Below are 13,227 nucleotides of genomic sequence, written 5' to 3'. Positions count from 1 at the left end.
AAATAACAAAATGAAAGAAGCACTTAATCAATAATAAATGCCGTTTGCAGAATCTACAAACGGCATTTGTTTAGAACAATAGATTTACTTTAAGTAAGGGGCTGCATAAATCAAGATAACTTTAAACAATCCCGCAATCACAGCTAAGGCTAAAAAACCACCGAGCCATAGCAAAATAAACCATTGGGTTTGATTGAGTTTAACGGATGACTTTTTCATAAAACCCTCCATACTTAGTGATAGCCTTCGTCACCTACACGAACTTTGTCTCTAAATACCCAGTAAGACACAATGGTGTAAGCAATAATGATCGGAATCAGAATAAGTGCGCCAACCAAAGCAAACATCTGGCTTGAATGCGGTGCTGCGGCTTGCCAGATTGTGACTGATGGCGGAATAATATATGGCCATAAACTAATCACAAAACCAGTAAATGCAAGGAAAACGAGAGCCAATGTATATGCAAATGGTTTGAGGTCATGATCTTGCTTTTTACATGCCAATAAAATCAGGCCAACAAACAATAAGACCAAAATCGGTACAGGACTAAAATAGAACAGATTTGGTAAAGAGAACCAACGATCTGCAATTTCAGGATGAGTCAACGGCGTATATAAACTCACGCCACCAAAAATAATGAGCAGCGCAATAATTAGCTTTGGCATAAGCTCATACATACGTTGCTGCAAACCTTTTTCGGTTTTTAAAATCAGCCATCCACAGCCTAAAGTAGCATACATGGCAACTACGCCAATACCTGTGAAGATCGTAAACGGAGAAAGCCAATCAAGAGACCCACCAGCAAAAATACCATTTTCGGTTTTGATTCCTTGAATATAAGCACCCAAAATAATCCCTTGAAGGAAGCTCGTTAAAACTGAACCCCAAATAAAAGCCAAGTCCCAAAGATGTTTGGTACGGTGAGCTTTAAAACGGAATTCAAAAGCAACGCCACGGAAAATCAGGGCAATTACCATAAAAATGATCGGTAAATATAGTGCGGATAAAACTGTTGAATAAACCAGCGGGAAGGCAGCATATAGACCAGCACCACCGAGAACCATCCAAGTTTCGTTACCATCCCAAACAGGAGCGACGGTATTCATCATGACATCACGTTCTTGGCTGTTCTTAATGAAAGGGAACATAATTCCGATTCCTAAGTCAAAACCGTCCATGACCACGTAAATTAAAACACCTAAACCAATAATACCGACCCATATTAAAGAAAGATCAATCATGATGTTTCTCCCCAGATTTTTGATTATCGTCAATGTTTTCATCGACCGCACTGAGTGGACGCATTGGTGTTTTAAAGTGTCCAACGCCACCAGTTTCAACATTTGGTGTATCGATAAATACAGGGCCTTTATTAATCAGTTTTAAGGTGTAGTAGATACCGCTACCAAAAACGATGGTATAGACCACCACAAAAATAAACAGGCTAAGTCCGACCTGATCTGCGGAAACAGTATGTGAAAGCCCGTCTTTTGTGCGCATAATGCCGTATACAACCCACGGTTGACGACCGACTTCAGTTGTTACCCAACCTGCAAGCATGGCAACGTAACCAGAAGGCCCCATTACTAAAGCAAATTTATGGAACCAAGATGTTTCATAGAGTTTTCCACGCTTACGTAACCAAAGCGCAATTAAAGACAAAGTGACCATGAGTACACCAAGACCCACCATCACACGGAAGCTCCAGAAAACGATGGTTGAATTTGGACGATCTTCTGGTGCGAAATCTTTTAAACCTGTCACTTGGCCATCTAAGCTATGCGTTAAAATTAAGCTACCCAAATAAGGAACACCTACTTCGAAGTGGTTACGTTCTTCTTTCATATCGGGAATTGCAAATAGCAATAATGGCATTGGTTCATTGTGATTAGTTTCCCAATGTCCTTCCATTGCTGCAAGTTTGGCAGGTTGATGTTCACGGGTGTTTAACCCATGGTTATCGCCAATCACTACTTGCAAACATGAAGTCACAAGTACCATCCAGAGACCCATCGAGAACGATTTTTTCACCAACTCATCGCGACGGCCTTTTACTAAATGCCATGCAGATGTTCCGACGACCAATAATGATGAAACTAAGAAAGCTGCTGCACCCATGTGGGCAAAGCGGTAAGGGAAGGATGGGTTAAAGACAATTGCAAACCAGTCTTTTGGCACAATAATGCCATTTTCGATAGCAAAGCCTTGAGGGGTCTGCATCCAGCTATTCGAAGATAAGATCCAGAACATGGAAATACATGTTCCGATGGCAACCATAAGTGTTGCGAAGAAATGGGCTCGAGGACCAACACGGCCCCAACCAAATAACATAATGCCTAAGAAACCTGCTTCTAAGAAGAAGGCACTCAAGACTTCATAGGTAAGTAAAGGACCAGTAATACTTCCGGCGACACGTGAAAATTCACTCCAGTTCGTACCGAACTGGTAACTCATGACTACGCCCGAGACCACACCCATACCAAAGGCAACGGCAAAGATCTTAATCCAGTATTTAAATAGATCTTTATAAATCGGGTCTTGGGTTCTTAACCATTTCCACTCTAACACTGCTAAAAAGCAGGCAAGACCGATGGAAGTGGCCGGAAAAATAATATGGAAGGATACTGTAAAAGCAAATTGTATTCGCGCTAATTCTAGAGCGGTTAGACCGAGGCTCATAAACTTTCCCCCTGTGAACTAGCTGATGATGATTGAATGAGTTAAATACTTATTTTCAGGCAACAAAGTATTTTGGCGATTAAACTTACTTCTGTGATAAATGTTCTTAGCAAGTAAAATGCCAACAGGGTTAAGCAATATAATTGCTTGATATTCCAAGAGAATAGACTGATTGATTGTTCTCAATCTGTTAACAAAGTTTATGCTTGATGTTGCATTTGTAAAAATGCATGTTGCATTGAAACATTGATGAAATATCTGGCGATATGCAATAGATCGTCTCATGAAAACTACCTACCTTAAGAAGTTTCCCTAATCATGCACTTACTCTTTTTGTATATGTAGATACAGAAATTTTTTATAAAACTATAACAGTCTGGAGCAGTCATGAGGTGTGCTATAGTTTTTTTTCAATTATCTGTAGCTATGTATCCATTCTTCAAAAGTCCAAAATAAATGAACAAGATTTACGAATGGCCAAAATCACTCTCCAAAACAAAGTGAATGCGACTTTGGGTAATAAGCGCAGAATAGTTTCTTCTCTTTTATTCCTTTGTTGTTTTGCGTGAGGTCTGGTTGTTACGTAGGTTATTAAAGACCTGATTTAAGTGTAGCTCTTCTAAAATAGCTTGGATGTTAAAAAATGTTTATTACTTCTCAACTCAATGTCCTGCATAAAATTATTAAAAATCAGCCTATTCCTGTATCTACATTAGTTCAGTTAGAGCAGACTTACGTTAATTTTGAAGCTACTTTATTAAGAGCGAAAGTACTCAGAGACTTTTCTAAATCTGAAACTGTATATTTAATCCAATCTCATATTGAGCCACAGCAAAGTAGTGTGGCTTATCTATTTTCACCATTTATTTTTGCTAACCTAAATAAGGCTGCTATTTATACAACGCCTGCGACTACGCCTGTGCTTTCTATTCTTAATAAATATTACCAAGCTGAAAAAAAAGCCTTATTCAAAGTAGATGACGTTTTAGAAAGTCTAAAAATTTATATCGATTTGGAACTTGCAGAGCTTAATGAAGTCGAATTTATTTATCTAAGCTTAATCAAGGCACTATGCCGAAGTGATATCTCTACAGTTTTTTTAATAACATATTTAGAAATTGATTTAGAGGCTCTAAATCAACTTGAACAGTTTTTAAAAATAAAAATTTATTGGATTAAAACCACAAAACATGATGACTTAAAAAACCTCAATGGCTTAGAAATGCGGAAATTATTATTCAAAAATAAAGATGAAACTTATGTCAAATTATGCGCGAAATTTGCTCAAATGAATGCTGAATTGGTAGGACTCTGTGACACTTTCACGACGCCTCAAATGACGCATTTAATTGACGACATGTTTTATTCAGAACATATTTTTGAAAAGTTATCTGTCTATTCAGAATATATGCAAACCTTATTGCAAAGTCAGCATAGTCTTAACAAGAAAGAGATTGCTTAGCGCTTTCAGGCTTTTGTTTTGCTTTATATAAAGAATGAATACAGTTATAAAAAAATAATCGTTTTCATGTGAAATAAATATTTTATGGTAAAAGCAAAGCAATATTGGTTTTACTTACATGAGAAATTTAAATTTTGAGCATCATCTCGGTTCACTAACGCATGCAGCACTTAGTCAGGCCTTAAGTATTTCTCGCGTGTGGGGTGAAGCAGTCATCACGTTATGATGAATTGGCAGAAAATTTCAGACCGACTTTTGCCCGTATTAAAAAAAGGGGGCTTTAATCCGTGAGCAGTATACGAAGATGTCAATGTTATCGATGAAGATAAAACAGAACTTCCTCTCAGCAATTCACCAGTAATTGATTAGAGTGAAAGTAAATCTCTAAATAAAATAAAGGCCAACATCTGTTGGCCTTTATTTTTAGAGTTAGAAGTAATAAGCAAAAATTACAAACGCTTTTTTATTCCATTTATCGTTAGTTCCACCAGCTGCCAGACCCTCACTATCACCTAAATATGGGTCATGTTTGCCCATCAACAACTCGGCTTGTACTGTCAATTTTTGATAGTTAAAGGCAATACCGGGTATAAAACGGGTTGAGTCTTTAAAGCCATCTTGTTCTTTTCGGTAAGAACTATAGTTTAGGTACGGGCGGACAGAGGTAATCGGGCCAAACTGCTGAGGAAATAAATAGCTCAGTTCGGCTGAATAAATCTGACCTTTGGTTGCAGAGTTAAATGAATAATCGAAACCGCCCAGAGTCAGATGATCTTTATATTGAGTGTCGGCATTATCAATGTCTTGATAACCGGCCAAAAGCTGTAAATTCCATTGGTTATAATTGGTATTGCTAAAAACCGAATAGACTTGGCGATCGCCATCTTGCCCTGAACGTTTATTTTCAATGGTGGAATACCATGCAGATGCACCCAGTTGAGTAGAGAAATTTTCTTGGCCTAAGACATTTTTAAAGGTATGAGCACCGCGAACAACAATGGAGTTCTTTTCTTTAGTATTGGTGCCTTGTGGTACAGAGTCATCCGCATTGATAGGGTTGATACTAAATCGACTCGAGTCTTTGCTTTTACCTCTATAGGTGCCACCATCGGTAGGATAAAAGGCGAGTTGTGCTTCATTGATTCCATCATTGAAATCATATTTCACCCCAAGGTTGTGTACATCTTCCCAACCAGCACTATTGGCAATGCCTAAATAATAAGTATTTCCCCAAAAGCGACCCAAGCCAAAAGGAACGGGGTTTAAGCCAGCAATAATTTTACTGTTATCATTAATTTTATAACCTAACCATGCATCGGTGAGCCAATTGGCATCGCCTAGACGTCCGTAATATTCATAAACTCGATAATCTAAACGACCAATCCATTTCGGAGAGTTATAGTCCAGCCATAATACTGCGTCATTAAAAGAAAATTTACTGGTAGTGGGATCAGAGTCAAAATCATAAACATATTTAGCTCGAACAGTACCGCTTACTTTAAGTTGACCTTCTTCAGCATTGCCAAAGGTAAGCGCTGCATGACTTGAAAGGCTGAATGTAAGCAAAGATGTTGTAATTAATGTTTTTGTCAAAATTTGAGAATGTTTAAACAAAAGAATTTTTCTCCTCTTAAAAAATAAAAATTAAATTTGCGTCATGTATAAACCAGAAAAAGATTTGTCCAAATCTCAATATTTGCAGAGGTTTTAAGATAAAAAGATAATAAAATCTAAACCTTATATAAAAGAAAGAAAATTAATTAGATGCAAAACTCTGGATACAATAAGCAAAAATAAAAATGATCAAATATCAGAGGATAAAATACTAAAGGGCATATGTCAGGCTTTCACAATCATATGATTTGGGAATGTCGTTTTTACTTATTGATATATAAGTATTTTAATTTTGTATCTATTCTATAAGATTATTTAAAATTTGCTTTTTCCCAAAAGATAAAAACTTATAAGGAAAAGTTATTTATAAAAACCTGATAAGCAACTCATATTTTTTTATTTTTCATTATAAAGCCGGCTGCATACCATGGGCTTATATTATTGAAAGATCATGAAATTATGAGCACAAAGACCAAACCGTTGATTATCACGGCAATTGTGGTTGTAGCAATTGTTGCATTTATCGTATGGCAAAATAAGAAAGATAATAATACGGGTGCTTTAGTTCGTGACAACAAACCTGTCGTGATTGCTTATCAAACCGGAGTTGACCCAAGCAAAGTTGCACAGGCGAATGGAGACTATGAAAAACATAGTCAACGTATCATTCAATGGAAAAAATTTGATGCGGGTTCAGATGTTGTAAACGCACTTGCTTCAGGTGATGTCGTACTTGGCAATATTGGCTCAAGTCCACTTGCTGCTGCAGCAAGCCGTGATTTACCGATTGAAGTATTCTTAATTACATCAAAACTTGGTGGATCTGAAGCATTAGTAGTAAGTAATAAGTCAGGAATTAAAACTCCTCAAGATTTAATTGGCAAAACCATTGCTGTACCGTTTGTTTCGACAACCCATTACAGCCTTTTGTCTGCACTTAAACATTGGAACATTCCAGAAGACAAAGTAAAAATTATTAACTTGCGTCCACCTGAAATTTCAGCGGCGTGGGAACGTGGTGATATTGATGCTGCCTATGTTTGGGAACCTGCTTTAAGTAAAGCCAAAGCATCTGGTACGGTTTTAACCGACTCAAAACAAGTCGGTGAATGGGGCGCTCCAACTTATGACTTATGGGTTGTACGTAAAGATTTTGCAGAGAAAAATCCTGACTTCTTGAAAGCTTTTGTTCAAACCACACTTGAGCAACTCGAAAAATATAATCAAGACCCAGCCGCTTACGTTAAAGATGCCGATAACGTGCAAAAAATTGCGCAGCTCACAGGTTCTGATGCAAAAGATATCCCGCTTTTATTAAGAGGAAATATTTACCTTGACCACGCTCAGCAAAAACAAACGTTAGATGGTGAATTTGCGCAAAATATTTTTGATACAGCGAAGTTCTTAAAAGGTCAGGGCAAAGTCGATCAACTGAAAGCCGATTATAAAGGCAATGTGAATTCTTCATTTTTGCAGCCTTAAGGAGTTGTCATGAGTGTACTAGAAGCCAAACATATTCATCTGACTTTTCCTAAACAGCAAAAGCCAGTTTTACAAGACATTAACCTAACCATTGAAGAAGGTTCTTTAACCGTGATTTTAGGTGAGTCGGGTTGTGGCAAAACAACTTTGCTTAATATCTTGGCAGGGTTTCAAAAGCCGAGTTCAGGTGATGTGCTTGTAAATCATGAAGTCGTAACTGGACCAGATGTAACTCGTGCTGTTGTATTTCAAGATCACGCCTTACTTCCTTGGTTGAATGTTGCAGATAATGTTGGCTTCGCTTTGCAGTTAAAAGGTTTAAAGCGCGCGGATATCGAAGCACAAGTGAACGCAATTTTAAAAATTGTGGGTTTAAGTCACGTTGAAAAAGCCAATATCTGGGAACTTTCCGGTGGTATGAAACAACGTGTTGGTATTGCCAGAGCTTTGATCAGTCACGCGCCGTTTATTTTATTAGATGAACCTTTTGCCGCATTAGATGCTTTTACGCGTGAAAACATGCAGCAGTTAGTGCTCGATTTATGGATTCAACAAAATAAAAGCTTCTTTTTGATTACTCATGACATTGAAGAAGCATTATTGCTCAGCAATCAGCTGGTACTAATGACAGCGCATCCAGGCAAAATTGTAGAAACTCTACATCTCGATTTTGCCCAACGATATCGTCAGGGCGAGTCTATTCGCTCAATTAAATCGGATTCTCAATTTATTCAGCTCAGAGAACAGCTATTTGAAAGTTTAAGGGTACAAAAACAAAGCGGTAAGGAGGCGTTACCTACATGAACACTAAAGATAACGTCTATGAATATGACAAGGCAGAGCTAAAAATTAAGCCAGATGTACAAACAGAAAGTGCTTCTTTTCTATCGTCATTCTTTGAGAAGCATCGTACTTTGGCGGTCAGCATAATCAGTGTGGGAAGTGTAGTTGCACTCTGGTTCCTCATTACTGCTTTGCATGTTGTACCTGAACTGTTTTTACCGAGTCCACAGGCAGTCTGGCAAAAATTTATATCGGTCAGCCAAGAAGGCTTTATGAAAGCAACTTTGTGGCAACATTTGGCAGCCAGCATTTCTCGTGTATTTTTAGCTTTGATTGCTGCCGTGGTGATTGGTGTTCCGCTGGGTTTGTGGATGGGGCTGAACAAATGGGTTCGTGCTGTTCTAGATCCTTTGGTTGAATTGCTACGACCAATTCCGCCGTTAGCTTATTTGCCGTTACTTGTTATTTGGTTCGGTATTGGTGAAACCACAAAAGTACTTTTGATTTTCTTCTCGATTTTGGCGCCTGTCATTATTAGTAGTGCGCATGGTGTGTTAAGCCATCAGCTTAATCGTGAACGTGCAGCATTGTCGCTAGGGGCAAGTCAGTCACAAGTCTTTTGGCATGTCATTTTACCAACAGCCTTACCTCATATTATTACCGGTATTCGTATTGGTCTTGGGGTGGGTTGGTCAACATTAGTTGCAGCAGAGTTGGTTGCAGCGGACCGTGGTATTGGTTTTATGGTGCAATCGGCAGCACAGTTCTTAATTACCGATACGGTGATTCTGGGCATTATTGTGATTGCGATTGTCGCAGTTAGTTTTGAGCTGTTTTTACGTTGGTTACAAAAACAGTTTTCTCCTTGGTATGGTCAGCAGTTGTAGTAAAGAAGATGAATACAGTAGTAGCAAACTTAAATATAGAAGTGATCAAGCCTACCATTGGCGCAATTATTCACGATATTGATTTGAATGCGTTAAATGAACAGACAACGCAACAAATCCAGCAGGCTTTGCTTGATCATCAGGTCATTTTTTTTCGAAAGCAACAATTAGCACCACAAGCACAAGCAGACTTGGCCCGTAGTTTTGGCACATTGCATGTGCACCCGATTTATCCTTCAATTGAAGATGTACCTGAGGTGATGGTGCTCGACAGTTGGAAACAAGATTTGCGTGACAATGAACTTTGGCACACAGATGTGACTTTTAGTAAAACTCCACCTTTAGGTTGTGTGTTGCAAGCTATTAAAATTCCACCTGTAGGTGGTGACACGTTGTGGTCGAGCAACACAGCAGCTTTTAAAGGGCTTCCGCTTGAGTTACAGCAAAAATTGCGTGGCTTAACTGCAACACACGATATTCGTAAGTCTTTTCCACTTGAGCGTTTTGCTCATAACGAAGAAGAACGTGAAAAGCTGTTACAAACCTTTAAGCGTAATCCTCCAGTGGTTCATCCAGTGGTGCGTACCCATCCGGTCACAGGCGAGCCTTTGTTGTTCGTAAGTGAGGGTTTTACCACACACATTAATGAGTTACCCGAACAAGAAAGTGAGCAATTACTTAATTTCTTGTTTGAACATGCGACCCAAGAGCAATTTCATTTACGCTGGAAATGGCAAGACGGTGACGTCGCGATTTGGGATAACCGTTGCACACAACATAAAGCATTATTTGATTACGGAGATGCTCATCGAATTATGCACCGCGCAACTATTAATGGCGATGTGCCATTTTATAAAGAAGAACAACAGCCAGAGTTAGCAGAGGCTTAATTCCTTTAATTATTCTTTATTTCAATTCCAACTCTGAGTTTTGAGCTGGAATTGAAATATTAACTCTTTAGCGCATTCCAAATCCTGACAATATGCCTGTGTAGTTCTTTACAGGAGGTGAGGCCCAATCACCAACTTTGCTGGTTTTTAAATTTAACTGAACTAACATTTCAGCTTGTTTAACTGCTGCTGCAACGCCGTCAATAACGATTACGCCTAACTCGTTTTGTAGCTTTAGACACAAATCACTCATACCTGCACATCCTAAAACAATCGCATCGCTTTTATCTTCAGCGAGTGCTTTTTTGCATTCATCTCGTATGGTTCGATAAGCATCTGAGTCAGGAAGCTCCAATTCTTCAACGGCAATGTCACAAGCTCGAACATTTTTGCAAAATGGCGTAGCCCCATAGCGATGAGCCAGATGCCAGCTCATATTCACTGTGCGTTGTAAGGTTGTCACCACACTAAAACCAGTACTGACATAACTTGCAGTTCGCATGGCTGCTTCGGCAATCCCAATCACAGGTGCCGAAGTGATTTCACGGGCGGCATAAAGCGCAGGGTCGCCAAAACAGGCAATAACATAAGCATCTACATTTTGCTGTTCACCTTGGCAGATTTCCTCCAGCACACCTACGGCACTTAGGGCTTCATCATAATAACTTTCAATCGTTGCAGGGCCCATTTGAGGACTCACTGCAATAATTTGAGTACCAGAACTCGCGACTACCTTTGCTGATGCAGCAATTTTGTCTGTCATGCTTTGAGTAGTATTAGGATTAATAATTTTAATTTTCATTGTACTTTTACCTTAGTCATTGCCGATTTAGCATGGGCAAGCGGTTGGTTAAGAAATCGGTAAATGACAAAACCGAATCCCATCCCAATAAACCATGTGAAATTAGCAAGCCCCGACAGTTGTGGTAAAAGTACGCAGAGAATAGGAATTAATGAAGCAGGAATTAAGGCATAAAAGGCAGAGTGGTTATAACCATTTTTGTACCAATACGAACCTTTGGTATCTAAGGTATATAAATCATCTACCACAATTTTTTGTTTTTTAATGAGGTAAAAATCGGCGAGCAATATACCAAAAAGTGGACCGATAAATGCGCCTAAAATATCAATGGTGTAATGGATCACTTGAGGATTATTAAACAAATTCCATGGGGTAATGAAAATCGAACCAACTGCTGCGATCATTCCACCCATGCGCCAGCTAATTTTGCTCGGTGAAACGTTGGAAAAATCAAAGGCAGGTGAAACAAAGTTAGCGACAATATTAATCCCAATCGTGGCAATCATTAAGGTCAAACTACCTAGAATCACCACAAAGGTATTATCCAGTTTACCAACCATCTCGACAGGGTCTGTAATGAGCTTGCCGTAGACTGGAAGCGTTGCCGCAATACATACAACAGTAAGTAAAGAAAAGCCTAAGAAATTAATTGGTAGTCCAAGAAAGTTGCCCATTTTAATCGCGTTAAAGCTTTTGCCATAACGAGAGAAGTCACCAAAATTCAGCATCGGACCTGAAAAATATGAGACAACGAGAGCAATAGCACCAATCATGACAGGTACAACCGCAAAACCGTCGTATTGAACACCACTTAGGTTTAAATCAATATTCTGCCATCCAGCTTTCCATATGAGCCAGACTGCCATCGCAAACATCACAACGTAGACAGCCGGACCTGCCCAGTCAATAAATTTACGAATGCTGTCCATGCCAGACCAAAAAACAATCGCTTGCAGTAACCAAAGCAGCATAAAGCCAACCCATCCTAAATAGGAAAGCCCAAGAAAGCCGTAATTTGAAACATCGGCATAGACGGACCATTCTGGAAAGAACTTTAAAATGACCAATAAGAATGCACTTGAGGCCAAATAGGTTTGAATGCCATACCATGCGACAGCAATAAGCCCACGAATAACAGCAGGAATATTTGCACCAAGCACACCGAAGGTTGCACGGCAAATAACAGGATAGGGCGTGCCAGTTTGTTGACTAGACTTGGCAATCAGGTTTGTAAAAAACTGAACAATGGCAATGCCGATCAGTAAAGAGAGAAGTACCTGCCAGCTATTGAGCCCAAGTGCAAAAAGGCTCCCAGCCATGACATAACCGCCGACACTATGAACATCAGACATCCAAAAGGCAAAAATATTATAAGCGCCCCAAGTTTGCTTTTTTAAAGGAGCTAGGTCTTGATTTGTTAGCTTTGCATCATAAGAAGGTTTAATTATTGCTTCGGTATTATTCATCTTGAACACTCACTTCCCTATGTTGGGCGGGCACGTTCTTCAGCAGCTTGAAACTCTGACTAAAAGAAAGAAGTTAAAATTGTGCACAATGTGTTATTTTGATTGTGCACAATTCTATTGAGCAAAAGTTGTGCCAAATTCGCGGGTAGCATTGATGAGATTGTTTAAACTGGTACGGAATTTGGATATAAAGAGACAGTTTTATAAAATGAGAAGAGATTAATTTTTATAAAAAGTACATAAATTTAGTTATATAAGCTGATATTTTAAGGTTTATTTTTGAATTGTTCAGTAGCACATAGATGCTGCGGAAATGAGAGTAATATTCCCAAAAGGTTAAGTTAAACTTACACTACAGTTAGTAGATAAAGTTTTAAAAAGAGGAGGCGTTAACAAAAATGGAGAAATCAATGCCATCGAATGCACTAAAAAAAGCCGTAGAAAAGAGCAATGATGAAATTGATGACCATATATATAACGCTATTGTTGATGCCATTTTAAATAGGCAACTTACACCCGGGGCGCGTTTGGTTGAAGCACCCCTATGTGAGGCATTCGGTGTAACGAGGGGAGTGTTAAGACGTGTTTTCGTAAAACTTGCCCATGATAAGGTCATCGAAATTCAGCCCAATCGTGGGGCACTCATCGCAAAACATAGTGCTCATGAAACAAAAGAAGTCTTTGAAGCACGCAGCATGCTTGAAATTGTCACTGTAAAAAAGTTAGCTCAAAAGTCTCATCACTTAGATTTTAGTGAGCTTCGAGCCTTAGTCGATCAAGAGTCGCAAGAGCGATTAGCTGGTAATTGGGCTGAGTGGATTAAGCTATCAGGACAATTTCATTTGAAATTGATTGAAGCAAATCAGAATACGATCATGACTAATTATTTGCAGACACTTATTGCGAGAACTTCGTTATTAATTGGGTTATATGAAATTCCAAAACATAATAATTGTTCGGCAGATGAACATCGTGCAATTTTAGATGCAATTGAGCACGGTGATGAAAAACGAGCAACTCAATTGATGGAAGAGCATTTAGAAAACTACGCGACCACATTTATTGAAGAAGACAGCACAACGTCAGCAGAACAAAATTTATTAAATTTATTTAAAAATAAGAAGATTGAAACAATTCAAACTAACTGAAAATCAAGGGCCAA

At 38.8% G+C, this 13,227-nt stretch carries 12 protein-coding genes and 1 pseudogene; 7 read left to right on the top strand and 6 right to left on the bottom strand.

The features are described from left to right. Nucleotides 1-84: 84 nt before the first annotated feature. Genes HJG58_RS02435 through HJG58_RS02425 form a run of 3 tightly spaced genes read right to left on the bottom strand, consistent with a single transcriptional unit; the run spans nt 85 to nt 2,679 of the window. On the bottom strand, nt 85-219 hold the full coding sequence (locus HJG58_RS02435; RefSeq protein ID WP_000749813.1) for a hypothetical protein: 135 nt from the start codon (nt 217-219) through the stop codon (nt 85-87). A gap of 14 nt (nt 220-233) precedes the next feature. Next, complete coding sequence (gene cydB, locus HJG58_RS02430; RefSeq protein ID WP_170247801.1) at nt 234-1,241, bottom strand: cytochrome d ubiquinol oxidase subunit II; 1,008 nt, start codon at nt 1,239-1,241, stop codon at nt 234-236. Then, nucleotides 1,234-2,679, bottom strand: a complete 1,446-nt coding sequence (locus tag HJG58_RS02425) for a cytochrome ubiquinol oxidase subunit I (protein ID WP_170247800.1) — start codon at nt 2,677-2,679, stop codon at nt 1,234-1,236. The genes cydB and HJG58_RS02425 overlap by 8 nt, the downstream gene beginning before the upstream one ends. 643 nt (nt 2,680-3,322) lie before the next feature. Between HJG58_RS02425 and HJG58_RS02420 the strand changes: the two genes are divergently transcribed. Beyond that, nucleotides 3,323-4,141, top strand: coding sequence for a hypothetical protein (locus HJG58_RS02420; protein ID WP_170247799.1), 819 nt, complete (start codon nt 3,323-3,325; stop codon nt 4,139-4,141). A 118-nt stretch (nt 4,142-4,259) separates the two neighbouring features. Further along, nucleotides 4,260-4,436, top strand: a pseudogene (locus tag HJG58_RS02415) (monooxygenase); the annotation flags it as partial. A gap of 134 nt (nt 4,437-4,570) precedes the next feature. Here the strand turns inward: HJG58_RS02415 and HJG58_RS02410 are convergent. Continuing rightward, nucleotides 4,571-5,755 carry a hypothetical protein gene (locus HJG58_RS02410; RefSeq protein ID WP_170247798.1) on the bottom strand — a complete coding sequence of 395 codons (1,185 nt, stop codon included), beginning with the start codon at nt 5,753-5,755 and terminating at the stop codon, nt 4,571-4,573. 441 nt (nt 5,756-6,196) lie between these two features. Here HJG58_RS02410 and tauA point away from each other — a divergent pair, with 441 nt between their 5' ends. From tauA to tauD, 4 genes are read left to right on the top strand one after another with little or no spacing between them, the layout of a single operon-like run. Then, entirely contained in the window at nt 6,197-7,237 is a 1,041-nt protein-coding gene (gene tauA / locus HJG58_RS02405; RefSeq protein WP_170247797.1) for a taurine ABC transporter substrate-binding protein, read from the top strand. A 9-nt stretch (nt 7,238-7,246) separates the two neighbouring features. Next, entirely contained in the window at nt 7,247-8,041 is a 795-nt protein-coding gene (locus tag HJG58_RS02400) for a taurine ABC transporter ATP-binding protein (protein WP_170247796.1), read from the top strand. Next, nucleotides 8,038-8,907: a taurine ABC transporter permease TauC gene (gene tauC, locus HJG58_RS02395; RefSeq protein ID WP_017481613.1), complete on the top strand. Its 870-nt coding sequence runs from the start codon at nt 8,038-8,040 to the stop codon at nt 8,905-8,907. The genes HJG58_RS02400 and tauC overlap by 4 nt, the downstream gene beginning before the upstream one ends. 8 nt (nt 8,908-8,915) lie before the next feature. Beyond that, entirely contained in the window at nt 8,916-9,797 is an 882-nt protein-coding gene (gene tauD / locus HJG58_RS02390; protein ID WP_001099243.1) for a taurine dioxygenase, read from the top strand. A 67-nt stretch (nt 9,798-9,864) separates the two neighbouring features. Here the strand turns inward: tauD and HJG58_RS02385 are convergent, their stop codons facing one another. Together HJG58_RS02385 and HJG58_RS02380 are read right to left on the bottom strand one after the other, a co-directional pair. Further along, the gene (locus HJG58_RS02385; RefSeq protein WP_170247795.1) at nt 9,865-10,599 is read right to left on the bottom strand and encodes an aspartate/glutamate racemase family protein; all 735 of its coding nucleotides are present in this window, start codon (nt 10,597-10,599) and stop codon (nt 9,865-9,867) included. Further along, nucleotides 10,596-12,065: an NCS1 family nucleobase:cation symporter-1 gene (locus HJG58_RS02380; protein WP_170247794.1), complete on the bottom strand. Its 1,470-nt coding sequence runs from the start codon at nt 12,063-12,065 to the stop codon at nt 10,596-10,598. The genes HJG58_RS02385 and HJG58_RS02380 overlap by 4 nt, the downstream gene beginning before the upstream one ends. A 398-nt stretch (nt 12,066-12,463) precedes the next feature. Between HJG58_RS02380 and HJG58_RS02375 the strand changes: the two genes are divergently transcribed. Further along, nucleotides 12,464-13,213 carry a GntR family transcriptional regulator gene (locus HJG58_RS02375; protein ID WP_170247793.1) on the top strand — a complete coding sequence of 250 codons (750 nt, stop codon included), beginning with the start codon at nt 12,464-12,466 and terminating at the stop codon, nt 13,211-13,213. The last annotated feature ends 14 nt before the right edge of the window (nt 13,214-13,227 follow it).

The organism is Acinetobacter geminorum (genome assembly GCF_013009345.1).
Lineage (GTDB): Bacteria > Pseudomonadota > Gammaproteobacteria > Pseudomonadales > Moraxellaceae > Acinetobacter > Acinetobacter geminorum.
This window is presented reverse-complemented; position numbering and strand designations above follow the sequence as displayed.